20 protein-coding genes and 1 pseudogene are annotated in these 25,318 nt (G+C 68.2%); 9 read left to right on the forward strand and 12 right to left on the reverse strand.

Features of this window, described 5'->3' with window-relative positions; all coding sequences use genetic code 11:
• Positions 1–5 precede the first annotated feature (5 nt).
• From BMZ17_RS16555 to BMZ17_RS16565, 3 genes are all read left to right on the forward strand, one after another.
• Positions 6–1,289 carry an MFS transporter gene (locus BMZ17_RS16555; protein WP_093142310.1) on the forward strand — a complete coding sequence of 428 codons (1,284 nt, stop codon included), beginning with the start codon at positions 6–8 and terminating at the stop codon, positions 1,287–1,289.
• Positions 1,290–1,466: 177 nt separating this feature from the next.
• The gene (locus BMZ17_RS16560; RefSeq protein ID WP_175485647.1) at positions 1,467–2,501 is read left to right on the forward strand and encodes a LacI family DNA-binding transcriptional regulator; all 1,035 of its coding nucleotides are present in this window, start codon (positions 1,467–1,469) and stop codon (positions 2,499–2,501) included.
• A gap of 272 nt (positions 2,502–2,773) precedes the next feature.
• On the forward strand, positions 2,774–5,221 hold the full coding sequence (locus BMZ17_RS16565) for a membrane-bound PQQ-dependent dehydrogenase, glucose/quinate/shikimate family (RefSeq protein WP_093141083.1): 2,448 nt from the start codon (positions 2,774–2,776) through the stop codon (positions 5,219–5,221).
• Positions 5,222–5,332: 111 nt separating this feature from the next.
• On the opposite strand, the gene BMZ17_RS16570 is transcribed toward BMZ17_RS16565, so the two are convergent.
• The 4 genes and pseudogenes from BMZ17_RS16570 to BMZ17_RS16585 all read right to left on the reverse strand — a co-directional run bounded on the left by BMZ17_RS16570 (position 5,333) and on the right by BMZ17_RS16585 (position 9,052).
• Positions 5,333–6,214, reverse strand: a complete 882-nt coding sequence (locus tag BMZ17_RS16570; protein ID WP_093141086.1) for an ABC transporter permease — start codon at positions 6,212–6,214, stop codon at positions 5,333–5,335.
• A 44-nt stretch (positions 6,215–6,258) separates the two neighbouring features.
• Positions 6,259–7,020, reverse strand: a pseudogene (locus tag BMZ17_RS16575) (ABC transporter ATP-binding protein); the annotation flags it as partial.
• A gap of 19 nt (positions 7,021–7,039) precedes the next feature.
• The gene (locus tag BMZ17_RS16580; RefSeq protein ID WP_093141095.1) at positions 7,040–8,110 is read right to left on the reverse strand and encodes an ABC transporter substrate-binding protein; all 1,071 of its coding nucleotides are present in this window, start codon (positions 8,108–8,110) and stop codon (positions 7,040–7,042) included.
• Positions 8,111–8,152: 42 nt separating this feature from the next.
• A complete protein-coding gene (locus tag BMZ17_RS16585) occupies positions 8,153–9,052 on the reverse strand; it encodes a TauD/TfdA dioxygenase family protein (RefSeq protein WP_093141100.1) in 900 nt (299 codons plus the stop codon).
• Positions 9,053–9,471: 419 nt separating this feature from the next.
• Between BMZ17_RS16585 and BMZ17_RS16590 the strand changes: the two genes are divergently transcribed.
• Both BMZ17_RS16590 and BMZ17_RS16595 read left to right on the forward strand, forming a co-directional pair.
• Positions 9,472–11,013: a TerC family protein gene (locus BMZ17_RS16590; protein ID WP_093141104.1), complete on the forward strand. Its 1,542-nt coding sequence runs from the start codon at positions 9,472–9,474 to the stop codon at positions 11,011–11,013.
• Positions 11,014–11,106: 93 nt separating this feature from the next.
• A complete protein-coding gene (locus BMZ17_RS16595; protein WP_175485648.1) occupies positions 11,107–12,945 on the forward strand; it encodes a family 43 glycosylhydrolase in 1,839 nt (612 codons plus the stop codon).
• A 263-nt stretch (positions 12,946–13,208) separates the two neighbouring features.
• Here the strand turns inward: BMZ17_RS16595 and BMZ17_RS21015 are convergent, their stop codons facing one another.
• The 4 genes from BMZ17_RS21015 to BMZ17_RS16610 all read right to left on the reverse strand — a co-directional run bounded on the left by BMZ17_RS21015 (position 13,209) and on the right by BMZ17_RS16610 (position 15,742).
• Complete coding sequence (locus tag BMZ17_RS21015; protein ID WP_139202969.1) at positions 13,209–13,391, reverse strand: hypothetical protein; 183 nt, start codon at positions 13,389–13,391, stop codon at positions 13,209–13,211.
• A gap of 85 nt (positions 13,392–13,476) precedes the next feature.
• Complete coding sequence (locus BMZ17_RS16600; protein ID WP_093141114.1) at positions 13,477–13,815, reverse strand: hypothetical protein; 339 nt, start codon at positions 13,813–13,815, stop codon at positions 13,477–13,479.
• Positions 13,816–14,141: 326 nt separating this feature from the next.
• Positions 14,142–15,197 (reverse strand): AI-2E family transporter, encoded by a 1,056-nt coding sequence (locus tag BMZ17_RS16605; protein WP_093141118.1) that lies wholly within the window; start codon positions 15,195–15,197, stop codon positions 14,142–14,144.
• 128 nt (positions 15,198–15,325) lie between these two features.
• A complete protein-coding gene (locus BMZ17_RS16610; RefSeq protein WP_093141123.1) occupies positions 15,326–15,742 on the reverse strand; it encodes an NUDIX hydrolase in 417 nt (138 codons plus the stop codon).
• 171 nt (positions 15,743–15,913) lie between these two features.
• On the opposite strand from BMZ17_RS16610, the gene BMZ17_RS16615 reads away from it, so the two are divergent.
• The 3 genes from BMZ17_RS16615 to BMZ17_RS16625 all read left to right on the forward strand — a co-directional run bounded on the left by BMZ17_RS16615 (position 15,914) and on the right by BMZ17_RS16625 (position 19,118).
• The gene (locus BMZ17_RS16615; protein ID WP_093142314.1) at positions 15,914–17,116 is read left to right on the forward strand and encodes a serine hydrolase domain-containing protein; all 1,203 of its coding nucleotides are present in this window, start codon (positions 15,914–15,916) and stop codon (positions 17,114–17,116) included.
• Positions 17,117–17,241: 125 nt separating this feature from the next.
• Complete coding sequence (locus tag BMZ17_RS16620) at positions 17,242–17,841, forward strand: nitroreductase family protein (RefSeq protein ID WP_093141128.1); 600 nt, start codon at positions 17,242–17,244, stop codon at positions 17,839–17,841.
• Positions 17,842–18,020: 179 nt separating this feature from the next.
• On the forward strand, positions 18,021–19,118 hold the full coding sequence (locus BMZ17_RS16625) for an HDOD domain-containing protein (RefSeq protein ID WP_254775400.1): 1,098 nt from the start codon (positions 18,021–18,023) through the stop codon (positions 19,116–19,118).
• Between the two features lie 9 nt (positions 19,119–19,127).
• On the opposite strand, the gene BMZ17_RS16630 is transcribed toward BMZ17_RS16625, so the two are convergent.
• From BMZ17_RS16630 to BMZ17_RS16640, 3 genes are all read right to left on the reverse strand, one after another.
• Positions 19,128–20,615 (reverse strand): OprO/OprP family phosphate-selective porin, encoded by a 1,488-nt coding sequence (locus tag BMZ17_RS16630; protein ID WP_093141138.1) that lies wholly within the window; start codon positions 20,613–20,615, stop codon positions 19,128–19,130.
• 42 nt (positions 20,616–20,657) lie between these two features.
• Positions 20,658–21,644, reverse strand: coding sequence for an alpha/beta hydrolase (locus tag BMZ17_RS16635; RefSeq protein WP_093141143.1), 987 nt, complete (start codon positions 21,642–21,644; stop codon positions 20,658–20,660).
• A 264-nt stretch (positions 21,645–21,908) separates the two neighbouring features.
• Positions 21,909–22,664, reverse strand: a complete 756-nt coding sequence (locus tag BMZ17_RS16640) for an SDR family NAD(P)-dependent oxidoreductase (RefSeq protein WP_093141148.1) — start codon at positions 22,662–22,664, stop codon at positions 21,909–21,911.
• A gap of 132 nt (positions 22,665–22,796) precedes the next feature.
• Between BMZ17_RS16640 and BMZ17_RS16645 the strand changes: the two genes are divergently transcribed.
• A complete protein-coding gene (locus BMZ17_RS16645) occupies positions 22,797–23,693 on the forward strand; it encodes an AraC family transcriptional regulator (RefSeq protein ID WP_093141153.1) in 897 nt (298 codons plus the stop codon).
• A gap of 85 nt (positions 23,694–23,778) precedes the next feature.
• On the opposite strand, the gene BMZ17_RS16650 is transcribed toward BMZ17_RS16645, so the two are convergent.
• Positions 23,779–25,194 carry an amidohydrolase gene (locus tag BMZ17_RS16650; protein ID WP_093141158.1) on the reverse strand — a complete coding sequence of 472 codons (1,416 nt, stop codon included), beginning with the start codon at positions 25,192–25,194 and terminating at the stop codon, positions 23,779–23,781.
• Positions 25,195–25,318: the final 124 nt, after the last annotated feature.

Below are 25,318 nucleotides of genomic sequence, written 5' to 3' on the forward strand. Positions count from 1 at the left end.
CCACGATGAAACCCGCTTCGCCTCCACACGGTGCGTCCGCGATCTTCCGCGTGACCGCAGGCAACTTCCTGGAGATGTTCGACTTCATGGTCTACGGCTTCTATGCCGCGGCCATCGGCCGGACGTTCTTCCCCACCCAGAGCGCGTTCGCCTCGCTGATGCTGTCGCTGGCGACCTTCGGCGCGGGCTTCTTGATGCGGCCGCTGGGCGCGCTGGTGCTGGGCGCGTATATCGATCGCCACGGCCGGCGCAAAGGGCTGATCGTGACGCTGGCGCTGATGTCCTTCGGCGTGCTGCTGATCGCCTTCGTGCCGGGCTACGCGACGCTGGGCGTCCTGGCGCCGGCGCTGGTACTGCTGGGCCGGTTGCTGCAGGGTTTTTCCGCCGGCGCCGAACTCGGTGGCGTATCGGTGTATCTGGCCGAAATCGCCACGCCGGGGCATCGCGGCTTCTACGTGGCCTGGCAGTCGGCCAGCCAGCAGGTCGCGGTGGTCGTGGCCGGTGCGCTGGGCGTGGCCTTGCACACCTGGATTGCGCCGGCGCAGATGGATGCCTGGGGCTGGCGCATCCCGTTCTTCATCGGCTGCCTGATCGTGCCGGTGATTTTCTTCATCCGTCGCTCGATGGAGGAAAGCCCGGAATTCAGCGCGCGCACCGAGCGCCCAGATGCACGCGCGATGCTGCGCTCGCTGCGCGACAACGCCGGGCTGGTGCTGGCCGGCGTGGGCCTGGTGATGATGACCACGGTGTCGTTCTATTTGATCACCGCCTACATGCCGACCTACGGCCGCGAGGCGCTGAAGCTGAGCGATCTGGATGCGCTGCTGGCGACCTGCTGCGTGGGCATTTCCAACTTCATCTGGCTGCCGGTGATGGGCGCCTTGAGCGACCGCATCGGCCGCAAGCCGCTGTTGATCGCCGCGACCGTGGCCACCCTGCTCACCGCGTGGCCGCTGCTGCAGTGGCTGGTGGCCGCGCCGTCGTTCACCCGCCTGCTGCTGGCCGGCGAGTGGCTCTCGCTGCTGTACGGCGCCTACAACGGCGCGATGGTGGTCGCCCTGACCGAGCTGATGCCGGTCGACGTGCGCACCACCGGGTTCTCGCTGGCCTACAGCCTGGCCACGGCCACGATGGGCGGCTTTACTCCGGCGATGTCGACCTGGCTGATCCACGCCACCGGCAGCCGCGCGGCGCCCGCGCTGTGGCTGGACCTGGCCGCGCTGGCCGGGCTGGGCTGCACGCTGTGGCTGTTCCGGCGGCGTCCGCGTGCCGCGTCGGCCCATGCCTGAAACGCGCTGTCGCGGCAGTCTTCGAGGCAAATCCGGCGCGGTGGATTAGGATGCGGGCTCGGTCCTGACGCGAAATGCGCAGGATTGGACGTTGACCTGCCATGCCACCGCCGGCTGTCACCGATGCCCGCCCTGCGCGGGCATCGTCGGTTCGGCCCCATCGAAGCACCCGCTGACATGCCCACCCGCAAAACCAGTTTCCAGGACATCGCCGAACTCGCCGGTGTCAGCCCCAGCACCGTCGACCGCGTCATGAACGGTCGCGCCGGCGTCTCCGCCGTGCGCCGCCGCAAGGTGATCGAAGCCGCGCGCCAGCTCGGCAGCAACCGCCTTCCCGCCGTGCCCGACGACTACGCACTGCGAGTGTTGGTGGTGCGCACGGCCGAGGACGACGAGTACTTCGCGCGCATGGACAGGGCGCTGGACGAAGCCGCCGCCGCGCTGCGCCCGCGTGTGGAGCTGACCCGCGTGCACCACGTGCGCGCCGCCGATGGCCTGGGCGCGCTCATCCGCGAAGCCAGCCGCCACTGCCACGGCATGATCGTGCTGGCCCACGACGGCGCCGAGATCCGCAAGGCGCTGGGCCGCGTGGCCAAGGCCGAAGTGCCGATCGCCACGCTGACCAGCGATATCACCTTCCAGCAGCAACGCACCTACGTGGGCATCGACAACGTGGCGGCCGGGCGCAGCGCGGCCTTCATGATGAGCCGCTTCATGCAGCAGCCCGGCCGGGTGCTGCTGATGACCGGCCCGCAGTCCTACGTGGTCCATCGCCAGCGCACGGCCGGGTTCGTCGAAGGCCTGGCCCAGCACGCACCGTGGCTGCAGCTGATCGGGCCGGTGGACGTGGGCGACGTCAACGCGCGCGCGCAGACGGCGATGCGCAACGCGCTGCACGGGCATTCGCGCCTGGTCGGCGTGTACAACACCGGCGGTGCCAACGACGGCGTGCGCGCAGTGCTGGAAGGCCTGTCGCCGGCCGAGCGCCCGCTGTGGTTCACCCACGAAACCCACCCGGGCAACGTCGACCTGCTGCGCCGGGGCGTGATGTCGCTGCTGATCGACCAGGATCCGGCCGCGCAGGCGGTGGTCGGCCTGCAGTCGATCCTCTACGCCAACGGCGAGATCGCGCGCGCGCCCGATCCGCACGTGCGCTTCCACCTGGTGACGATGGAAAACATCGAATCGGCCCGGGCGCTGCCGATCGCGTAAATCAGTTTTCTGGGCAGATCGCGTCAGATTGCCGCTGGCTGACGGTTTGGCCCGTTCGGCCGCTGTTTAACATCCCGCCCGCGCTGGCCTGCATCGCGTATCGCCAAGCAGGTATCGCCTTTCTCAGGGTCTCGTCGGGCCCCGGCAACGTGTGAGTCATCCGCGTGCGGCCTTGCGGCCGTGCCAACGGGAGTGCTTGTGCGCGGAGAAAGGCCCCGGCGCTTTTTCCACGGCCGCCGGGCACCCACGCCCGGGGCACTCACGAGGCGTGTATGCGAAAACTATTGACGGGGCTGACCATCGTGGTCGGCATCGCCCTGGTCCTGGCGGGCCTGGGTTTGGCGGGAGGCGGCGCGTACCTGCTCTCCCTGGGCGGTTCCTGGTTCTACCTGCCGGCCGGCCTGGCCATGGCCGCGGTCGGTGGCCTGCTGGTCGCGCGCCGGGCGCTGGCGCTGTGGATCGCGCTGGGCCTGCTGGTGGTCGCTGCGGTCTGGGCCTTCTCCGAAGTGGGCACCGATTTCTGGCAGCTGGTGCCGCGCCTGATCGCCTTCATCGTGATCGCGCTGCTGGCCTCGGCCGCCGCGCCGCTGCTGCGTCGCAAGGACGGCAGCCCGGCGCTGGGCTGCAAGGTCGCCGGCGTGCTGGCGGCGGTGTTCGCGATCGGGCTGGCGGGCTTCTTCACCGGCATGTTCCGTCCGCACCCGACCGTGGTGGCCGACGCCGGCGCCGATGCGCCGGTGATTCAGCCCGACGCCGGCAAGGCCGATGGCAACGACTGGACGGCCTACGGCCGCAACACCAGCGGTGACCGCTTCGCCCAGTTCGACCAGATCAACAAGGCGAACGTGAAGGACCTCAAGGTCGCCTGGACCTACCGCACCGGCGACATGGCCGTGGACGGCGCGGAGTACCAGGTCACCCCGCTCAAGGTGGACGACACCGTCTATCTGTGCACGCCGCTGAGCAAGGTGATGGCCGTCGACGCGACCACCGGCAAGGAAAAGTGGCGCTTCGATCCCAAGGCCGTCGTCAGCGCCAGCACCAAGGGCTGGAAGCGCTGCCGCGGCGTCGGCTATGCCGACCTGGACAAGCTGGCTTCGGCCACGCCCGTCGCCGCTGACCCGGCCGCGCCCGCGACCGATGCCACCACCGCGATCGCCCCGGCGACCTGCCGAAAGCGCATCATCGAAACCACCATCGACGCGCGCCTGCTGGCGCTCGACGCCGAGACCGGCACGCTGTGCGAGGACTTCGGCGACCACGGTTACGTCGACCTGAGCAAGGGCATCGCGCCGGCGCCGGCCGCCAGCGACCAGGGCACCTACAACGTCACCTCGGCCCCGCTGGTCGCCGATGGCGTGGTGATGGTCGGCGGTCGCCTCAACGACAATCTCAGCGTCGGCGAACCCGGCGGCGTGGTGCGCGGCTACGACGTGGTCACCGGCAAGATCCTGTGGGCCTGGGACGCCAAGCGCGGCACCACCGACGGCCAGCTCGCCGAGGGCGAACTGTTCCCGCTGGAAACCCCGAACTTCTGGGGCACCGCGGCCTACGACCCGAAGCTGGGCCTGGCCTACTTCCCGCTGGGCAACCAGACGCCGGACTTCTGGACCGGCAACCGCCATCCGTATTCGGATGAGTACAACGATGCGATCGTCGCGGTCGACCTGAAGACCGGCAAGGAAGCCTGGCACTTCCGCACGGCCAACCGCGACCAGTTCGATTACGACGTCTCCTCGCAGCCGATCCTGTACGACATTCCGCAGAAGGACGGCAGCAGCACGCCGGTGATCATCCAGGCGACCAAGCGCGGCCAGATCTTCGTGCTGGACCGCCGTGACGGCAAGCCGGTGTTCCCGGTCGAGCAGCGCGCAGTGGCCACCGATGCGATGCCGGGCATGAACGTCGCCCCGACCCAGCCGTACTCGGCGCTGTCGGTAGGCACCACGCCGTTCAAGGAATCGGACATGTGGGGCGCGTCGATCTTCGACCAGCTGGTCTGCCGCATCGAGTTCAAGCAGATGCGCTGGGAAGGCGAGTGGACGCCGCTGTCGGACAAGCAGCGCACGCTGATCTTCCCGGGCTACTACGGCGGCATGAACTGGGGCGGCGGCGCGGTCGATGCCGCGACCGGCACGCTGATCATCAACGACATCCGCATGGCGCAGTGGGGCCGCTTCATCAAGCAGGACGTGGCCAAGGCCACCGGCCTGAAGCCCTCGACCGAAGGCGAGTACTCCACCCAGACCGGCACGCCGTGGGGCGTGGAGCGCTCGATGTTCGTCTCGCCGCTGGGCGTGCCGTGCTTCAAGCCGCCGTTCGGCACCATGACCGCTATCGATCTGACCACCGGCAAGACCAAGTGGCAGGTGCCGATGGGCAGCATCCAGGACGCGCCGGTGCACGGCATCGTGCCGGGCGTGCGCATCCCGCTGGGCATGCCGACCATGGGTGGCCCGCTGGTGACCAAGGGTGGCCTGACGTTCTTCCACGGCACGCTGGACTACTACGTGCGTGCGCTGGACAACGACACCGGTGCCGAACTGTGGCGCGGCCGCCTGCCCGTCGGTGGCCAGGGCGCGCCGATGAGCTACATCGGCAAGGACGGCAAGCAGTACATCGTGGTGGTGGCCGGCGGCGCGACGCGCACCGGCACCAATGCCAATCGCGGCGACTACGTGATCGCCTACGCGCTGCCGGACAAGTCGTCGGCACCGTGATCGGTTGAACCAGGCCTTCGGTGTGGCACGCGCTGCATCGAGGTCCTTGCAGAAAAGACGAAGCCCGCGTGATGCGGGCTTCGTCGTTTCCGGCATGCCTCAAACATCAGCTCAACGCTGCATGCCCCAGCGGCGCACGGTGATGCGCTCGATCCCGGAGAACACCACCGCCTCGACCAGCAGGCCGAGCAGGATCACCAGCGCCAGCCCGGCGAACACGCGATCGGTGTAGAGCTCGTTGCGGTTCTGGAAGATGTACCAACCCAGTCCGCCCTGGCGCGAGGTGGCGCCGAACACCAGCTCGGCCGCGATCAGCGTGCGCCAGGCGAAGGCCCAGCTGATCTTCAGGCCCGACAGGATCGCCGGCAGCGCGGCCGGCACCAGCAGCTGGAACACATAGCGCGGCCCACGCAGGCCAATGTTGCGGCCGGACATGCGCAGCGTCTCGGGCACCGACTGGAAGCCGGCGAAGATGTTCAGCGCCAGCGGCCACAGCACCGAGTGCACCAGCACGAACACCAGGCTGCCGTTGCCCAGGCCGAACCACAGCAGCGCCAGCGGCAGCAGCGCGATGGCCGGCAGCGGGTTGAACATCGCCACCAGCGTGCCCAGCACGTCGCGGCCGATGCGCGTGGAAGCGGCCAGCGCGGTCAGCACGAAGGCGCCCGCCACGCCCAGCGCATAGCCCTGCGCCAGCACGATGAGCGAGGCGGCCACGCGCCGCGGCAGTTCGCCGGACACAAACCCTTCGTAAAACGCGCGCGCGGTTTGCAGGAAGCTGGGCAGCAGTAGGTCGTCGCCGACGATGCGCGCGGCGATTTCCCAGGCGATGGCCAGCACCACCAGCACCAGCGCACGCCGCGCGCCGGCGGGCAGCTCGCGCTGGCGCGCCTGCGGGGCGATCGGCAGGCTGGCTTCGATGCGGGGGACGACGCGCTCGTATTCCGGTCGCACCGGCGGCGTGCGCCGCAGCGGCGTGGCGGCCGCGGTCACGGCGTCGCCTCCTGGCGCGCGCGCAACGGCGCGGCGATGTCGGCCGGTTCATCGAACAGCAACCGGTGGATGCGCGCACTGGCCTGCTGGAAGGCGACGCTGGCGCCGCTGCTCGCGTCGAACTGGTGCGCGTTCAACTCCGCGCGCACCTGGCCCGGATGCGGCGACAGCAGCAGCACGCGCGTGCCGACCACTAGCGCCTCTTCGATCGAGTGGGTGACGAACAACAAAGTGAAACGCAGCTGCTCGGCCAGCTCCAGCAGCAGCGCCTGCATGCGCTGGCGAGTGAGTGCATCGAGCGCGGCGAAAGGCTCGTCCATCAGCAGCACGCGCGGGCGCATCGCCAGCGCGCGTGCAATGGCCACGCGCTGCTTCATGCCGCCGGACAAGGTGTGCGGATAGGCCTCGGCGAAGCCCGCGAGGCCGACGCGTTCCAGCGCCTCGTCGGCGCGGGCGATGGCATCGGCGCGGCTCAATTTCTTCTCCGCCGCGCGCAGGCCGAACACGACGTTCTGGCGCACGGTCTTCCACGGCGCCAGCTGGTCGAACTCCTGGAACACCACCACACGGTCCGGACCCGGCGCACTGACGGCCTTGCCGTCCAGGCGGATCTGGCCTTCGCGCGGGGCGATGAAGCCGGCCACGGCCTTGAGCAAGGTCGACTTGCCGCAGCCCGACGGCCCCAGCAAGACGAAGCGGTCGGCCTCGTGCACGTCGAAACTCACCCGATGCGTGGCGCGCACGATTCGCGCGCCATCGGCGTATTCCAGGCTGACGTTGTCCACCTGCAGCAGCGGCGTCGGCAGCGCGTGCACCGTCATCGGATCAGCTCCCGCCCGCGATCAGCGGGTCATCGAAGAAGTAGTCACTGACGGCCGCCGGCGCCTGCTTGATCGCGCCGACCTGCTGCATGAACTTGCCCAGGCCCAGCGTGTTCTGCGGCGCGATCTTGAACTGCACCTGCGGGTCCTTGAGCACCTGCAGCACCAGCGCGCGATCGCTGGAAGGATTGCGCTTGACGAAGATGTCGGCGGCTTCCTCCGGATGCGCGGCGATGAACTTGGCGGCCTCGTCCAGCGCGGCGACGAAGGCGTGGTAGAGCTTCGGGTTGTCCTGCTGGAACTTGGCCGTGGCGTACAGCACCGTGGCCGAGGACGGCCCGCCCAGCACCTGGTAGGAATCCAGGATCACGTGCGCCTTCGGATTGCGCACCAGCTCCTGCTGCTGGTACGGCGGCGAGGAAAAATGCGTGTTGACCTCATTGCCACCGGAAATCAGCGCGGCGGCGGCATCCGGGTGCGGCAGTGCGACCTGCAGCGCGTCCAGTTTCAGCGCTTGGTCCTGGCCCCAGCGCTGGGCCGAGGCGTACTGCAGGATGCGCGACTGCACCGACACCCCGGTCGCCGGCACCGCGATGCGGTCGCCCTGGCCCAGGTCGTCGATGCTTTTCACGCGCGGTGCGTTGCTGATCAGCTGATACGGGAAGTTGCCCAGCGAGGCGATGCCGCGCACGTCCTGGCGTCCACGCGTGCGATCCCAGATGGTGAACAACGGCCCGGTGCCCGCGCCGGCGATGTCGATCGCCCCGCTCAGCAGCGCATCGTTGATCGCCGAGCCACCGGAGAGCTGCTGGCTCTGCACGGTGACGTCGATGCCGGCGGCCTTGGCCTGCTGTTCGATCAGGCCGCGCTCCTGCGCCACGTCCAGCAGCAGGTAAACGATGCCGAACTGCTGGCCGATGCGCAGCGTGGCTTTCTCGGCCTGCGCGCCGTCCGCGCCGGCCTGCGGCTGCGCCTCACCGCCGCAGGCGGCCAGCAGCACGGTGCACAGCGCCGCGATCAGCAACACGGACAGGCCGCGCGCGCGGCGCGGAGCGAAAGACGGACGTGGGTTCATGGGACAGCTCGTGGGAAAGGAGTCGAGTCGATGCGCCGCGGATCAGAACGGCACGTCGCCCTCGATGGTGGTGCGGTACAACTTGCGACGTTCGTGATCGGGCGTGCCGGCGGCCAGGTGCATCACCGAGCGGTTGTCCCAGAACACCATGTCGTTGGCCTGCCACTGGTGGCGATAGACCAGCGAATCACGCGTGCTCAGCGCGAACAGTTCGGCCAGCAGCGCATCGCTCTCGTCCTTGGGCAAGCCGACCACGCCGGTGGTGAAGTGCTCGCTGACAAATAGCGCACGGCGGCCGGTTTCCGGATGCGTGCGCACGATCGGATGCTGCACCGGCACCACTTCGTCGATCTGCGCCTGGGTCAGCGCCGGGCGCCACGGGCTGCGCGCGCGCAGCTCCTCGTACTTGGCCAGGTAGCTGTGCTCGGCCAGGCGACCGTCGATGGCGCGACGCAGTTCGTCGGGCAGCGTTTCGAAGGCCAGATGCTGGTTGGCAAACAAGGTGTCGCCGCCTTCCTTGGGCAGCTCCTGCGCATGCAGCAGCGAACCCAGGCTGGGCTTGTCCTTGTAGGACAGGTCCGAGTGCCAGTAATGGCCGGCATCGCCCAGGCCGATCGGCTCGCCGTTTTCCTTGATGTTGGAGACCACCAGCACTTCCGGCGTGCCCGCCAGCTGGAACTTGCGCAGCACGTGGATCTGCAGCGGCCCGAAGCGGCGGCTGAAATCCACCTGCTGGGCCGGGGTGATGCTCACATCGCGGAACACCAGCACGTGGTGGTCCAGGTGCGCCTGGTGGATGCGCTTGAAGGTCGCCGTATCCACCGGCTGCGACAGGTCCAGGCCGATCACCTCGGCGCCCAGTGGCGCGTCGAACGGCAGGATCTGGACCTCGCCGGCAGGAGACGAAGCGGTGGGAGAGACGGCAAAGGCGGCGCTGGCCATGACACGTACCTGGACACGAAAGGGAATCCGCGCACTTCAGCGCAGGGTGCCCACCCTAGGCACCGCGCCCGGGCCGGTGAAATGGCGATCGGCACCACACATATGAGCTTTCGGCCATAAGCAAGCGCATCAGCGCCCGTGACAGCCTCCCCGTTTGGGTGGCAGTGGGGTGCGCGGGATTAGGCTGCAGCGGCGTCCGGGCCTGCCATACACCGCCCGGACAGGCGGTTTAGGGCGCGCCGATTGCGCTTGCAGATGCCCGCTTCGCGCGGGCATCTGATTTTTGCCGCATGCACAGGCCTTGCTCCAAGCGGCCCTGCAGCCCGCCCCACGCCGGCATGACAACCCTGACAGCCGGCAACGGCGCCCTCACGGCTGCGTGCGAGACTGCGCGGCCTGACGCGATCTGAGACGTAACGATGGAATGGCTTGCCGACCCCTCGATTTGGGTGGGTCTTCTGACACTGGTTGTCCTGGAAATCATCCTGGGCATCGACAACCTGGTGTTCATCGCCATCCTGACCGACAAGCTGCCGCCCGCGCAGCGCGACAAGGCCCGCCTGATCGGCCTGAGCCTGGCGCTGGGCATGCGCCTGATCCTGCTGGCGACGCTGTCGTGGATCATGAAACTCACCGATCCGCTGTTCGCCATCGCGGGCAAGGATTTCTCCGGACGCGACCTGATCCTGCTGATCGGCGGCGCGTTCCTGCTGTTCAAGGCGACGATGGAGCTGCACGAGCGGCTGGAACCCAACGACGCGCACAACGGCCAGGCCAAGGCGTTTGCCAGCTTCGGCCTGGTGATCACCCAGATCGTGGTGCTGGATGCGGTGTTCTCGCTGGACTCGGTGATCACGGCGGTCGGCATGATCGACCACCTGGGCGTGATGTACGCGGCGGTGATCATCGCGATGGCGGTGATGATGCTGGCCAGCAAGCCGCTGACGCGCTTCGTCGGCAAGCACCCGACGGTGGTGATCCTGTGCCTGGGCTTCCTGCTGATGATCGGCTTCAGCCTGCTGGCCGAAGGCCTGGGCTTCAAGATTCCCAAGGGCTATCTGTACGCGGCGATCGCTTTCTCGATCCTGATCGAGGCGTTCAACCAGTGGTCGCGCTTCAACCGCGAGCGCCACGCCAAGCAGAAGCCCTTCCGCGCGCGCACCGCCGATGCGGTGATGCGCCTGCTCGGCGCGCGCCCGGGCGACAGCGAGGCCCACGCCGATCCCGAGCAGACGCAGGATGCGAGCGAAACCCTGCATCCGGCCGAGCACGACATGATCCGCAGCGTGCTGACCCTGGCCGAACGCACGGTATCCACGGTGATGACCGTGCGCGCCGACCTGGACTGGGTCGATGCCAACCGTGATCCGGCTTCGACCGTGCAGAAGCTGATCGACACGCCGCACACGCGCCTGCTGGTCTGCGATGGCGAGCTGGACAGCCTGCACGGCGTGGTCCAGAGCCGCGACCTGCTGGCCAGCGTGCTGCGTGGCGAGGCCCTGGATCTTGTCAGCGCGGCGCGCGAGCCGCTGATCCTGCACGAGAGCACCACCGCGCTGCGCGCACTGGAACAGATCCGCGAGCATCCGATCCCGCTGGCGGTGATCGTGGACGAATACGGCGGTATCGAAGGCCTGGTCACGGCCAACGACCTGCTGGCCGCCATCGCCGGCGACCTGGCCGATACGCAGGACGCCGACTACGGCGTGGAGACGGTCAGCGAAGGCGTGTGGATCATCGACGGCTCGATGAGCATGGACGAGATCGAGCGCGCCACTGGCGTGTCGCTGCCGCGCTCGGCGCAGTACCAGACGCTGTCGGGACTGTTCCTAAACGCGTTGGATCGCCTGCCGATCGCCGGCGACACGCTGACGCTGGACTCGGTCATCGCCGAGGTCACCTCGCTGGAGCGCCGCCGCGTCGGCAAGGCCCGCCTGAGCCTGCGCGACACCGCCGCCTGACGTCGCAAAGCACCTGCTGCGTTGTGCGACGCAGAAGGTGCTTTGTGAGATGCGCAGGCACCATGGCGCGCCATCGGTTACGAGTGTCGCGCCATGCCCGTCGTGTCTTCCGTCCGCGTCGCCCTGGCCTGCGTAATGCTGGCATTGGCGGCCACCGCGCAGGCGCAGGCGCAGGGCACGCGCACCTGGGCCAATCCGGTCGACCTCGACTACCGCTACAACTTCGAACTGCTCAACGAAGGCATCAGCTTCCGCACCGGCGCCGATCCGGTGATCGTCCGCCACGGCGATGCCTATTACCTGTTCCTGACCATCGCCGATGGGTATTGGCGCTCGACCAACCTGCTGGACTGGCATTTCGTCACGCCCAGCCGCTGGCCGTTCGAACCGCTGGTCGCGCCGGCCGCGGTGTCCGATGGCAAGACGTTGGTGCTGATGCAATCGGCCTACGCGCCGCGGCCGGTGCTGCAGAGCACCGATCCAGCCAGCGGAAAGATGGATTTTCTCACCCGCCTGTTGCCGGAACTGCCGACCGCAGTGAAGGCCAACTTCGACGACCAGGTGCCGCCAGGCATGCTGCCGTCGGGGCCGTGGGACCCTGACCTGTTCATCGACGATGACGGCCAGTGGTATCTGTACTGGGGCTCGTCGGACAAGTTCCCGCTGTACGGGCTGCCGCTGGATCGCACCGCACATGGTTTTGCCTATCGGGGGACGCCCAAGCCGCTGGTCGCGCTAGACCCGGAGCACCACGGCTGGGAGCGCTTCGGCCAGGACCATCGCGGCGCGTTCTTCGCCGATGGCAAGCCGATCGGCAACTATCTGGAAGGGTCGTGGATGACCAAGCACAACGGTCGCTATTACCTGCAGTACGGCGCGCCCGGCACCGAACACAACGCCTACGCCAACGGCACCTACGTGAGCGATTCGCCGCTAGGGCCCTTCACCTACGCCGCGTACAACCCGATCGCCTACAAGCCCGGTGGCTTCGTGCAGGGCGCCGGGCATGGCTCGACCTTCCAGGACGCGCACGGCAACTGGTTCAACAGCGGTACGCCGTGGATCGGGGTGAACCAGACCTTCGAGCGGCGCATCGCGATGTTCCCCGGCGGGTTCTACGACGATGGTCAGATGCGGTTCTCCACGCGCTTCGGCGACTTTCCGCACTGGATGCCGGAGGGCAAGGTCGACGATCCCGAGGCGCTGTTCACTGGCTGGATGCTGCTGTCGTATCGCAAGCCCGCAACGTCGTCCTCGGACGACGGCACGCATCGCGCGCCCAATGTCACCGACGAGAATCCGCGCACCTTCTGGGTGGCCAGCAGCACGCGCGCCGGAGAAACGCTGACCGTGGACCTCAAGGGCGAGAAGACCGTGCGCGCGGTGCAGGTGAACTTTGCCGACTACCAGTCCGGGATCTTCGGCGATGGCGCGCAGGTCTACACCAGCTTCCAGCTGCAGCATTCGCGCGATGGCAAGCAGTGGGAACCGCTGGCCGACGTGAGCGACGATCCGGCCACGCGCCGCGACCGTCCCAATGCATATCTGCAGCTGCCCGCGCCGGTGCGCACGCGTTACATCCGCTACGTACATGGCCACGTCGGCGCGGCGCACCTGGCGATCAGCGACCTGCGCGTGTTCGGCAATGCCGACGGTCACGCCCCGCCTGCGCCGACCGGCATCACCGCCACGCGCGACGCCGATCGCCGTAACGCGACGATCCGCTGGAAGCCCGTGCCCGGCGCGGTCGGCTACAACGTGCGCTGGGGCCTGCGCCGGGATCGGCTGACCCTGACCTACCAGGTCTTCGCCGATCGCGGCACCACGCTGGAACTGCGCGCGCTCAACACCGATCCGGCCTATGCGATCTCAGTGGAAGCCTTCGACGAACGCGGCGTGTCGCCGCTGGGCGCGGTGTTGTCCCTGCCCTGATTCCGGCGCGCTTTCATGACGGGCAAAAAGAAGGCCGGGGTGATCCGGCCAAGAAGGGGATAGCCCCCGACCCTGCATGCGACCGGCTCAGTGGTCGCGCCCGGGGTCCTTGCTGAGCGGCATCCGTTGCCGGTGCGGGGCTGCTGTCGGGGGCGGGACCAGCATGCCCGCCCGTGCCGGCCGCGTCTGTCGGCCAACGGCCTGATGACCTGTAGGAAAAGTCCGAGCGGGTCGCGGCGGCGAGTCAACCGCCGTCGCCAGCGTCAGAGGTCGAGCGCGTTTTCCAGTTCCTGCAGCGGGATCGCGCCGTTGGCCACGTCCTCGGCCAGGGTGAAGTCCAGATCGGATTCGGCATCGTCGGCATGGAGGGTGTAGCCATGGCGTTCGAGCAGCGCGCGCTTCTGCGCGACGTTCAGGAGGAACAAAACGGACGGGAATTTCGACATCAGCAGGCGATGGGGCGACGGGCCGGGAGCGGGAAACCCGGCGATTCTAACGAGGCCGGCGCCCGATCGCGGCCCCGCGGGCGGATCAGGCCGCGCGGTCGTCCACTGCGGCGGTCCGCAGGGCCACGCGCAGGCCCTCGCGGGCAATGCTCCAGCTGGGACAGCCGAAACTGACCAGGATGGTGTCGGTGGCGATTTCGAACGCCACGGTCTGCTGCGGGGTGAAGTTGCGCGAGAGATCGTCGTAGACCTCGCCGAAGGCGCTCCACCACTCCACTTCGCTACCGGCGTTGTGCATCTGGGTGCTGACGTACTCGCGGATGAGGCTGATGGCCTGGCGGACTTCCTGGTCACTGACGCCACGACGAAAGATGCGGATTTCGACATCGGACGCGTCCTGCGTCCTGGGGTTCACTGCGTTCATGCGATGCCACGGGGACTGAAGTGGGGCGGCATGGTGGTGCCTGTGTTGTTTACGGCAGGTGTACGCAAACCGCACTTCCCGTGACGCCTCGCGCGCAGCGGCGCAATGCCGCAATGCACCACGCCGCGCTGCGCTTTTCGGGACGGGCGGCACGCGGTTTTTCGCCACGTGCTGAACCGTTTTTGTCTGCGAGCCATCGCCGGGCTGACGATGCCGTCATGCGTGATGGCGCGTCGTGGTGTGGCGATCGCCCCATCACAGCGCGCGCAATGCATGCGGCACAGCACAACGCACATGCGCGCGTGTTGATGCCGACGCGCGCGTGCTTAATCGACCTGCGTGTCTGCCGCGGTCCGGCCCGGGATCGGCGTTTCAGTATCGAGCGCTCCGACCACGTACAGGCGCTTGACCAGTACGTACAGCACCACCGTCAGCGGCGCGGCCAGCAGCACGCCCGGCGGCCCCAGCAGCGCGCCGATGCCGAACAGCGAGAACAGCAGCAAGGCGGGCGGCAGGTCCACCGCGCGCTGCTGGATCAGCGGCTGCAGCAGGTGGCCTTCCAGCTGCTGCAGCACCACGAACAGCACGAGCGTGGCCAGCGCGATCTCCGGGCTGACGGTGAAGGCCAGCAGGATCGCCGGGATCGCGGCGAGGATCGGCCCGACGATGGGCACGAAATCCAGCAGCGCGGTGATGATCCCCAGGCCCAGCGCCACCGGCACGCCCAGCGCCCACAGGCCCAGGCCGGTGAGCAGGCCAACGACGGCCATCGCCACCAGCTGCCCGCCCAGCCAGGCACGCAGCGCGTAACCACTGGCATCCAGGGCATCGTCCACCGCCGGGCGCGAGCGCATGGGCAGCAGCTTGAGCAGGCCGGTGCGATACAGCTGCGGCTGCGCGGCCAGATAGATGCCGCCGACCAGCACCAGGAACATGTTGGCGATGCCGCCGGTGGCCGACATCGCCAGCGCGCCGGCGCGCGCGGCCACCGTGGACACGCTGGACTGCGCGCGCTGGGTCAGCTCGTGCACGGTCGGCCCCAACGGGCTGTTGCCCAGCCAGGCCTGGAAGTGCGCCCAGGCCGCCGGCAAGGTCTGGCGCAGCGTCGCCACCTGCGCGGCCAGCTGCGAGCCGAACAGCCACATCGCCAGCGCGAAGCCAGCCGCCAGCACCAGCACGGTCACGCCCAGCGCCACGCCTTCGGGCAAGCGGGTGAAGCGCACCACCTGGCCGACGATGGCGCGCAGCAGCGCCGCCACGACCACCGCGCCGAAGATCAGCAGCACCAGGCCGGACAGCTGCCACAGCAGCAGGCCGAAGGCGACCAGCGCCAGGGCAATCACCACGCGGGCGGTGTAGGAACGGAGGTCGGAAGCAGGCATGGGCGTCGCTCTGGGATCGGGACGCCGTCGGCACGTGCCAACGGACGCGGCACGGTAGCCATGCGCGTGAGAAGACGCCGTGTGCGTGGCGCGTGTGCGCGCGGTGCGATACCGCGCGCGGCGTGTGCTCAGTCCAGGTGTTGAAGCGCGGCCGTCGCCGAACGGGTCAGCGGCGCCGGCAGCGCGTCCAGTGCGAACCAGCCCAGGTCGGTCAGCGCCTCGGGCTCCTGCAGCTGCGCCGCTTCGCTGCCGACGATCCGCACCAGATACACCGGCGCGACCCAGTGCTGCTGCAGGACAGGTTCGAAATGATCGACCACGCATAGCAGTCGCTCGATCGTCACCTGCAGCGCGGTTTCCTCCAGGGTTTCGCGCACCACGGCCTGTTCGACCGTTTCCATCCAGTCGACCTTGCCGCCGGGCAGGCCCCAATGGCCACGTTCGGGCTCGCGCCCACGCTGGATCAGCAGCAGGCGGCCATCGGCGCGGCGGATCACGGCGCCACAGCCGACGCGCGGACGTTGCTCAACAGATGCGTGGCTCACGCGCAGCTCCGACTCTTCAAAGCGCCATTGTCGGTGTGCTCCGCGCAGAAGAACACCGCACCATCCGCAGGTCTTGCCAGACACCCGCAACACGCCAGCGCGTGACCCCGTGCGATGCAGGCGCGCGCGTCGTATCGCAAGATGCAGTCCGCCCTCGCCACGGTGCCCGCCATGCCTGTTGTCCGCCTGCTCGCCTTTGCCCTGCTGTTCGCCACCGGCGTGGCGCGCTCCGCCGAACCCGTCGCCACCGCGCGCGTCACCTTCGACCGCGATGGGATCACCGGCACGCAGGTGCATGGGCTCGCCGACGTGGCCGCCGGGCGCGCGTTGACCGCGGACGATCCTGTGCGCGTGGCCTCGATCTCCAAACTGGTGGTGGCCATCGGCGTGATGCGCCTGGTCGAGGCCGGCACGCTGGACCTGGATGCCGATGTCTCCCAGTACCTTGGCTGGACGCTGCGCAACCCGCGTTTCCCGAAGCAGCCGATCACCCTGCGCCTGCTGCTGTCGCACCGCTCCAGCCTCACCGATGCGGCCGGCTACTACGCCACGCCGCTGGACGGGCAGTTGAAGGACACGCTGGACGATCCGCGCGCCTGGGATCCCGCGCACGCGCCGGGGCGCTACTACCGCTATACCAATCTCAATTTTCCGCTCGTTGCGGCGGTGATGGAGCGCGCCACCGGCGAGCGCTTCGACCGGTTGACGCAGCGGCTGGTGCTGGCGCCGCTGCAGCTGGAGGCCTGCTACAACTGGGATACCTGCAGCGAGGCCACCACCGCACGTGCGGTGGTGCTGTACGACAAGACCGGTGCGGCGGTGAAGGACGACCAGCACGGCGCCAAGCCGGCGTGTTCGGTGGTGCCGGCTGCCGACGGCCGCTGCGACCTGTCAGTGTGGAAGTCCGGCGCCAACGGCGCCACCTTCGCCCCACAGGGCGGGCTGCGGATCTCGGCCCATGGCCTGACCAAGGTCGGCCGGCTGCTGTTGAACGAGGGCCAGGTCGATGGCGTGCGCCTGCTCACCCCGGCCTCGGTGCGCACCATGGAGCGCCCGCTGTGGACCTACGCGCCCGGCAACGGCGACACCGCCGAGGACGATGGCAGCGCCCCGGCGCGGCCGATGATCTGCCGCTACGGGCTGGCCGTGCAGACCCTGGCCACGCCGCGCAAGGACTGCGGCGATGACCTGTTCGGTGACGGAATCGCCCGGGTCGGTCATGCCGGCGAGGCCTACGGGCTGCTGTCGGGCCTGTGGATCGACCGCAAGGCCGGCACCGGCGTGGCCTACTTCGCCACCGGCGTGGAGGGCACCGCGCCGGGCACGCATTCGGGCTTCAGCGCGATCGAAGAGACCCTGGCGCGCGGCCAATAGGCGCCACATGACGGCACATGGTCAGGACGATGGCCGTTTTCAGAAATGGATTGTCTCGCGTAGCGGTCTAGTTGCCGGCCGGCCACCTGCTTAGGCTGGTGGCACTTTCCCACCGGCCCATCAACATGACCAACGCCTTCCTCGACGCGCTCAAGACCCGTCGCACCCAGTATTCCCTCGGCAAGACCCTGCCGCTGTCGCAGGACGAAGTCACCGCGCTGATCCAGGACGCGGTCAAGCACGCGCCGTCCTCGTTCAACTCGCAGAGCTCGCGCGCGGTGATCCTGTTCGGCGCGCAGAGCGACAAGTTCTGGGAGATCGTGAAGGCCGAGCTGGCCAAGATCGTCCCGGCCGAGGCCTTCGACGGCACCGCGCAGAAGATCAACAGCTTCGCCGCCGGCGCCGGCACTGTGCTGTTCTATGAAGACCAGGACGTGGTGAAGGGCCTGCAGGAGCAGTTCGCCCTGTACGCCGACAACTTCCCGGTGTGGTCCGAGCAGTCCGGCGGCATGGCCCAGCTGGCCGTGTGGACCGCCCTGGCCACCGTCGGCATCGGCGCCAGCCTGCAGCACTACAACCCGCTGCCCGACGCCGCGGCTGCGGCCGAGTGGAACCTGCCGGCCAGCTGGAAGCTGCGCGCGATGATGCCGTTCGGTTCCAACGAGGCACCGTTCGGCGAGAAGGGCTTCATGGACGACGCCGAGCGCTTCCGCGTCTTCGCCTGATCCAATGCCCAGCGCGGGCCGCATGAGGCCCGCGCACGCTGCACCGCAACGCCCCCGGTGGACGCCCGTCCCCGGGGGCGTTGCGTTTTGGGGATGCGAGTCGCGCACCCCATTGCCGAAGGCCGCGCGGCATCGGATAGTGACGCCGTTCAAACTTTGGGTCGCTCATGGACGTTGCGATGTGGCTGTTCGCTGCTGTGTTCCCGCCTGCGTGCTGGCTGCTATGGCGGCAGCGCCGGCGTGCGGCACGTGTGTCCGCGCACGCGCCGGTCGAACGTGCGTCCGCCGCGCCGATGGCGCCAGAGGCCCACCCCGGCACGCCGGCCGAGCCCGCGCTCGTGCCACGCCTGCATCCGCTGCTCCGCCGCCTGTATGCGGTGACCATGCGCGCGCCGGAGCTGGCCGAGCCGCAGGTCGCCTTCGACGGCGTGCAGGCGCAGGTGTTCGAACAGGCGAAGTCGATCCTGGACTGCCTGGACCTGCAGCCGCAGTACATGCCGCGGCGCCCGCACCTGTTGCCGCAGCTGATGCGCGCGGTCAACGACCCGGCCGCCAACGGCCACGCGATCGCCTCGATCATTGCCCAGGACCCGGCCCTGGCCACCAACCTGCTGCGCATCGCCAACAGCGCGCTGTATCGCCCGCACGGCGCCACCCCGGTGGACAGCCTGGAGCGCGGCGTCGCCCTGATCGGCACCGATGGCCTGCGCCAGATCGTGGCCACCGCGCTGATGCAGCCGGTGCTGAGCCTGGAGGGCGGCGTGTTCGCGCACCTGCCCAGCGCGATCTGGCAGTACGCCCTGCATGCGGCCGCGGCCGGCGCCGACCACGCCGGCCGTCACGGCCGTGGCGACGACGCGCTGTCCGCGCAGTTGCTCGGCCTGCTACAGGGCCTGGGCGCGGTGGTGGTGATCCGCGTGCTGCAGGAAACCTATGCCCGCTACGATGGCGCCACGCCCAGCCTGTCGGTGGCCGCCGCGCTGCTGGACCGCTACACGGTCTCGACCGCGCGCACCGTCGCCGCCGGCTGGGATCTGCCCGCGACGCCGGGCGAAGCGCTGATGGACCAGCGCCCGCAGCGCGATGGCCTGGCCCCGGCCACCCCGCTGGCCACCGCCGTGCGCTATGGCCGGCTCGCGGCGGTGCTGTCCGAGCTGGTGAACAAGGACCACGACGCCGAAGAAGCAGCGCTGGCGATGCTGGCCACGCTGGAACCGGACACCGCCGCCAACCTGCGCCTGTGGTCACGCATGCGCGCCGACACGCTCATCGGCTGACGCGTTCGGTCAGAACGCCACCTGCGCGCGCACGCCGACGGTGTTGCCCGAATCCGGTCCCTGGTAGCTGCCGACCTTGTTGTCGGTGCGCCAGTGCACGACGTTGAGCATCAGCCGCGCGAAGTTGGTCAGGTACCAGTTGACGCCGAAGGTGTAGGCCGACCCTTCGCCACCACGCGCGGTATCGGTGTAGTCGTAGTCGTCGTAGCGCGCCAGCACCTCGAACGCACCCCAGCCGCCTTCGGTGACCGGATTGAGCACCTTGGTGGTGGTCCACACGCCCGAGCGCGAGGAGAAGCCCGGCTTCTCGCCGGTCAGCAGCCAGCCGGCGTAATAGCTGCTGGCCTTCTGGTCGCGCGAGGCTTCGGTGTCGGAGTTGATGGTGCGCACCGTGGTCTCGGCGAACGCCCAGCCGCTGCGCCAGGTGCCGCCCAGCTCCGCGCCCCAGGCGTGGTCGTCGGTGACGCCGCTGATGGAACTCGCCGAGACGGCCACCTCGCCGTTCCAGCCCAGCGCGACCGGCGAGGTCTTGTTGATGCTGGTGACGTCATCGCCCAGCTTCTCGTACCAGTACCAGCCGCCGACATGCAGGAAGCCGGCGGGGGTCTTGATCGGGTTCCAGTGCGCACGCGCGGTGTAGGCGACGGTGTCGCTGGCATCGCTGTCGTTGCCGATGTCGTCGCCGGTCACCGCCAGGCTGGCGTGCCAGTTGCTGCCGTAGAGCTTGGTCGACACGCCCAGGCCGAAATAGCCGCTCTGCATGCCGCCGACCGAGCCGACCGCGTTACGCTCCATGAACGGCGTGGTGGTGCCGCCGGTGGCGCCATCGATGCTGCGGTCCTTGAGCTTGTTGCCGATGTAGACCTCAGCCGGCAGGCCGCCCAGCTTGGTGTCCCAGGACAGGTAGACGTCCTTCATGGTGACTTCATTGCCGGCAAAATCCGCCTCGATCTTGTAGCCCAGCGGACCGGCTTCACCTTCGGCGCCGAGGCGGCCGCTGGCCATGTCGGTGCCGGTGACATTACGCGCGTCGAAGCCCGAGCCATGCGTGCTGCTGAAGTCCATCAGCACGCGTCCACGCGGATGGAAGGTGAAGGTGCCATCGGCGCTCTTGAACTCCGGCCCGCCATCGCTCCAGCTGACGTTGCCATCGCTTTTCGTACCACCGCCGGTGACGGCCATCTGCGCGACCTGCGCCTTGAGGATCGCCAGTTCGTCATCGGTGCGCGTGTCGGCGACCGCTGCAGCCACCTGCACCTGGGTCGGATCGACCGGCGTGGTCACGCTCGCCGCAGCGGGCTTGCTGCCTTCCAGCGCGGACAGGCGTGCGTTCATGGCGCTGAGCTGTTGCTGCTGTTGCGCGATCTGCTGCGCCTGCAGCTCGACCATCTTGCGCAGCTGCGCCTCGGTGGCGCTGTCGGCCAGCGCAGGCGTGCTGATTGCGGACAAGGCGCTGGCGATCGCCGCGGCCAGCGCGGCGTGTCGGACGTGCTTCATGGTGGTAATTCCCGTGCAAGGGCGGCCCGCGGGCCGCGGGCATCAATCGCCGTCGGTGGCGGTCGGTGAAGCGGGGTCGAGGGCGGGCGCGTTGGCATCTCGCATGAAGCCGTGCATGCGCGCCCAGGTGGCGAACAGCCGCGGCCACTGTGCCGGTTCGCTGCCCGGTTTGCCCAAGCCCCAGCTGTGGCCGCCGCGTTCGAAGATATGCAGCTCCACCGGCACCTTGGCCTTCAGCGCGGTCTGGTACATCAGCAGGCTGTGGCCGACATCGACGATGGGATCGTCCACCGCCTGGGCCAGGAACACCGGCGGCATGTCGGCGCGCACGTGGTCTTCGACCGAGTACGCGGTGAGGTAATCGGACTGCGTGGACAGCTCACGCGCGCTGCGGGTCTTATCCAGCGGCGGCTTCACCGACACCACCGGATACAGCATCGCCAGGAAGTCCGGCCGCGCGGACAGCGCATCGGCCGCATCCGCGCGCGGATAGAAATCGTGATCCCAGCGCGTGGCGATGATGCCGCTCAGGTTCGCGCCGGCCGACGAGCCGATGATGCCGATCTTGTTGGCATCGATCTGCCAGTCCGCCGCGTGGCTGCGCATCAGCCGCATCGCGCGCTGTGCATCCTGGAACGGCGCCTCGGCTTTCCAGCCATCGCCCGGCAGCCGGTAATACAGCACCGCGCTGGTCACGCCGATCGAGGCCAGCCATTGCGCCATCGGTCGTGCCGCACTGCCGACCTGGATGCGGAAATAGCCACCACCGCCGACGATCAGCGCGGCAGTCCCGTTGGGATGCGCCGCGCGGTAGATCTCGATCCGTGGATTGGACACCTGGCTCACCGAGCCGGTGGCGCTGCCCTGCTTGCCGACCTTTTCAGGCCCTTTCACCACCTGCGGCAAGCTGCCTTCAGGCCAGAGCGTGAGTGTCTCGGTGGGTGCATCGTGGGTCTGCGCCCACGCCGGCATCGTCGCCAGCACCAGGCATGCCACACACCCGCGCATCGTGCGCATCAGTCGCTGCATCGTCCGCCCCTCCCAAGGCCGTGATCACCATCGCGCCTGACATCGACGACAGGCACGATGGAACCGAAGCGGAGTTATAGACCCGCAGCGTCCCGCAGCAGATAGCACATTGGAGCTAGTGCCTAGGTCGTAAGGGCTGCGTGTCATCGACACGCATGTACGACACGCACTGCGACAGTAAAAAAGCGAGGGCGATGCCATCGAAGGCAGCTCGCGATACACACGCATGCCCATCACGAGGCGCGTCTCGCTCATGCCAGCACTTCAGATCCCCTGCCCACCTGAAACCTCGATCCGCTGTGCGTTGATCCAGCGGTTGCCCGGCGACAACAGGCTGGCGATCATCGGGCCGATGTCATCGGGCACGCCGGCGCGGCCCAGCGCGGTCATGCCGGCAAACAGCTGGTTGATCTCGGGATTGTCACGCACTGCACCGCCGCCGAAGTCGGTTTCGATTGCACCGGGCGCGACGGTATTCACCGCGATCCCGCGCGCGCCCAATTCTTTGGCCAGGTACACGCTCAACACTTCCACCGCGGCCTTCACTGCGGCATAAGCCGCGTAGCCAGGAAACGACACGCGCGTCAGTCCCGAGGACACATTTACGATGCGTCCACCATCGGCGATCCGCGGCAGCAGCGCCTGGGTGAGGAAGAACACGCCTTTGAAATGCACGTTCACCAGTCCGTCGAACTGCGCATGTGTGGTGTCTTCGATCAACGCGTAGTCGCCGTGGCCAGCGTTATTGACCAGATGATCGAAGGTGTCGCGTTGCCAGGTCTCACGCAGCGCCGCATCCAGTAACTCAGAGAACGCTGCGAAGCCATCGACATCCCCGGCATCGAGTTGCAACGCGACGGCCTTGCGGCCAAGCGCCTGGACCTGGGCGACGACAGCCTGTGCATCCTCGGTGCCGCTGCGATAGGTCAGCACCACATCACCGCCGGCGCGGGCAATGCTCAGTGCGGTGTTGCGGCCCAGGCCGCGGCTGGCGCCGGTGACGAGGCTGATCGTGGTCATGGAAGACTCCTGCGTTGAATGGGCCGCCAATGTCGGCCCGCACGCATCCCCTGGGTTGCCGGAAGCTGGACGTTGTTTGCCTGATCCTCCAGCACCCGTGCGTACGTCGGCTGGATACGGCAGGATCGCCGCATGACCGAGACGCTGCTTACCGTGGTTCGTCGCTACACCGAGGCCCATGCCGACGGCGCAGGCCTTGCCCGAACCCCCATTCCCGGGCTGACCACCATCCGTTCCACCACGCCGACCGAGCTGGACCATGCCATCTCCCGGCCCCTGGCCTGCCTGGTCCTGCAGGGCAGCAAGCAGGTCACCACCGGCACACGCAGCCACAGCTTCGATGCGGGCGATTCACTGCTGATCACCGCCGACGTGCCCACCGTCAGCCAGATCACGCGCGCCAGCGCGGTAGCGCCGTATCTATCGCTGGTGCTGGACCTGGATGCGGCCGTCATCGCCGACCTCAGTGCGCAGATGCCCGCCGTCTCCCACCGACCCGGCGAAGCGGTACGCGCCGAACCCACCGAGGCCGAGGTGACAGATGCCGCGCTGCGCCTGATGCGCCTGCTCGATCGCCCCGCCGCCCTGCCCGTGTTGCACGCACAGCTGGTACGCGAGCTGCACTACTGGCTGCTGGCCGGCCGTCATGGCGATGCCATCCGCCAACTCGGCTGGCCCGAGGGTCATGTGCAGCGCGTCGCGCGCGCCGTGGCCCTACTGCGCGCCGAATACACCCAGCCGCTGCCGGTCGAGCGCCTGGCCGCGGCGGCAGGCATGAGCGCTTCGGCTTTCCACCAGCACTTCCGCAGCGTCACCTCGCTCTCGCCACTGCAGTTCCAGAAGCAGCTGCGCCTGATTGAGGCGCGTCGCCTGATGCGTTCCGATGGCGTCACTGCCAGCAGCGCTGCCTTCACCGTCGGCTACGAAAGCATCTCGCAATTCACCCGTGAATACGGCCGCATGTTCGGCCTACCGCCGGTGCGGGATACCCAGCGGATACGCAGGGCTGCGAATCGCGCGGCACCCTGAAATGCAGTCAGCCAAAGACTCGGCGTGCATCACGTAAAGAAGGACCACTGCCGCGCGTTGGCGGCAGTGGCGTCTTCTGAAGCGCTCAATAATCCAGCGTCTTGGAAAAGTCGGACACCTTCTTGGTGACCGCGCCCCACTCTTGCCGCTGCTTGTCCAGGTCGATCGTCAGCACCTTGCCGTCGCGGGCGACGATGCGGCCGTTGACGATGGTGGTGTGGATGTCGCCGGCATTGGCCTGGTAGACGATGGCCGCGTACACGTCGTACATCGGCTGCATGTTGAGCGAGTGGGTGTCGATCAGGATCACGTCGGCGGCCTTGCCCACTTCCAGCGAGCCGATGCGCTTGTCCATCTTCAGTGCGCGCGCACCGCCGATGGTCGCCATCGTCACCAACTCCGGTGGCTTGAAGGTGGTTTCCTCCGGGTGACGGATGTTGGCCACGCGCTTGGCGTAGCCCATCACCGAGACGATATCCATCTGGTTGCCGCTCAGCGGACCGTCGGTGCCCAGGCCCACGTCCATGCCGGCGTGCACCATTTCCAGCGCCGGGGACAGACCGCCGTGGCCCTTGGTATTGGCCTTGGGGTTGTGCGACACGCCCACATCGCGCGCCTTGAGCAGGGCGATGTCGGCATCGCTGGCACGCAGCACGTGCGCGGCCAGCAGGCGCGGGCTGAGGATGCCGGTGGAATCCAGGTAAGCGAGTTCATCATTGAACTTGGCCGCCTCCGGGAACTTGGTCTTGACCCGCTCCCACTCATCCGGCGGCTCGGCCAGGTGCATCAACACCGGCACGTCGTACTGCTCGGCCGCCTGCTGGATCTTGGTCAGCATCTGCGGCGACACCGAGTACGGCGCATGCGGTGCGAATGCCGGGGTGATCAGCGGATCGCCCTTGAACTGTTTGATGAAGTCCACCGCGTAATCGAAGCCGCCGTACGGCTGCGGCGCATCGACCACGGGGAAGTTCATCACCGTCTCGCCCAGCACGCCACGAATGCCGACATCGCGCACGGCCTTGGCCACTTCGTCCTCGTGGTAGTACATGTCCACCACGGTGGTCACGCCGCCCACGGCCAGTTCCATCGCCGCCTGGCGCGAGGCCACGTTGATCAGCTGGCGGTCGAGCATCTTGCTCTCCAGCGGGAAGAAGAACTTGCGCAGCCGGTCATCGGTGCGGTACTCGCCCAGCCCGCGGAAAGCCATCATGGCGATGTGATTGTGCGCGTTGATCATGCCGGGCATGGCGATGTCGCCGTGCGCGTCGATGGTCTGCGTGGGCGCGTAATCGCGCTCCAGGCCGGCATCGCCCACGGCGACGATGTTGCCGCCGTCGATGATCAGCGTGCCGTTGTCATAGACGTGCAGCGCGCCGTCCATCGTCACCACCTTGGCGTTGACGATGGCCAGCGAAACCGGCTTGCCGGCCGCCAGCGCGGCGGGCGCCAGGGCAAGGCCCAGCGCGGCGCTGACCGCGAGGGAAAGCAGCTTGTTCATTTCAAAACTCCTTGAAGCGGTGCCCGCGCCAACCATCTCGCGATGACAGCGGCGCACCAGGAAGAAGGCAGCGTCGTCCCCGCTTACGCAAGGACGAGGTGTGATCGGATGCGACGCCAGGCGC

This window comes from Pseudoxanthomonas sp. GM95 (genome assembly GCF_900109775.1).
Classification (GTDB): domain Bacteria; phylum Pseudomonadota; class Gammaproteobacteria; order Xanthomonadales; family Xanthomonadaceae; genus Pseudoxanthomonas_A.

Bases quoted from the DNA above. Each gene is read 5' to 3' on its own strand.
- BMZ17_RS16620 (WP_093141128.1), top strand. From the start codon at position 17,242: ATGACCAACGCCTTCCTCGACGCGCTCAAGACCCGTCGCACCCAGTAT.
- BMZ17_RS16580 (WP_093141095.1), bottom strand. From the start codon at position 8,110: ATGAACCCACGTCCGTCTTTCGCTCCGCGCCGCGCGCGCGGCCTGTCC.
- BMZ17_RS16650 (WP_093141158.1), bottom strand. From the start codon at position 25,194: ATGAACAAGCTGCTTTCCCTCGCGGTCAGCGCCGCGCTGGGCCTTGCC.
- BMZ17_RS16605 (WP_093141118.1), bottom strand. From the start codon at position 15,197: ATGCCTGCTTCCGACCTCCGTTCCTACACCGCCCGCGTGGTGATTGCC.
- BMZ17_RS16590 (WP_093141104.1), top strand. From the start codon at position 9,472: ATGGAATGGCTTGCCGACCCCTCGATTTGGGTGGGTCTTCTGACACTG.
- BMZ17_RS16640 (WP_093141148.1), bottom strand. From the start codon at position 22,664: ATGACCACGATCAGCCTCGTCACCGGCGCCAGCCGCGGCCTGGGCCGC.
- BMZ17_RS16585 (WP_093141100.1), bottom strand. From the start codon at position 9,052: ATGGCCAGCGCCGCCTTTGCCGTCTCTCCCACCGCTTCGTCTCCTGCC.
- BMZ17_RS21015 (WP_139202969.1), bottom strand. From the start codon at position 13,391: ATGTCGAAATTCCCGTCCGTTTTGTTCCTCCTGAACGTCGCGCAGAAG.
- BMZ17_RS16595 (WP_175485648.1), top strand. From the start codon at position 11,107: ATGCCCGTCGTGTCTTCCGTCCGCGTCGCCCTGGCCTGCGTAATGCTG.
- BMZ17_RS16565 (WP_093141083.1), top strand. From the start codon at position 2,774: ATGCGAAAACTATTGACGGGGCTGACCATCGTGGTCGGCATCGCCCTG.
- BMZ17_RS16560 (WP_175485647.1), top strand. From the start codon at position 1,467: ATGCCCACCCGCAAAACCAGTTTCCAGGACATCGCCGAACTCGCCGGT.
- BMZ17_RS16600 (WP_093141114.1), bottom strand. From the start codon at position 13,815: ATGAACGCAGTGAACCCCAGGACGCAGGACGCGTCCGATGTCGAAATC.
- BMZ17_RS16635 (WP_093141143.1), bottom strand. From the start codon at position 21,644: ATGCAGCGACTGATGCGCACGATGCGCGGGTGTGTGGCATGCCTGGTG.
- BMZ17_RS16645 (WP_093141153.1), top strand. From the start codon at position 22,797: ATGACCGAGACGCTGCTTACCGTGGTTCGTCGCTACACCGAGGCCCAT.
- BMZ17_RS16630 (WP_093141138.1), bottom strand. From the start codon at position 20,615: ATGAAGCACGTCCGACACGCCGCGCTGGCCGCGGCGATCGCCAGCGCC.
- BMZ17_RS16555 (WP_093142310.1), top strand. From the start codon at position 6: ATGAAACCCGCTTCGCCTCCACACGGTGCGTCCGCGATCTTCCGCGTG.
- BMZ17_RS16625 (WP_254775400.1), top strand. From the start codon at position 18,021: ATGTGGCTGTTCGCTGCTGTGTTCCCGCCTGCGTGCTGGCTGCTATGG.
- BMZ17_RS16615 (WP_093142314.1), top strand. From the start codon at position 15,914: ATGCCTGTTGTCCGCCTGCTCGCCTTTGCCCTGCTGTTCGCCACCGGC.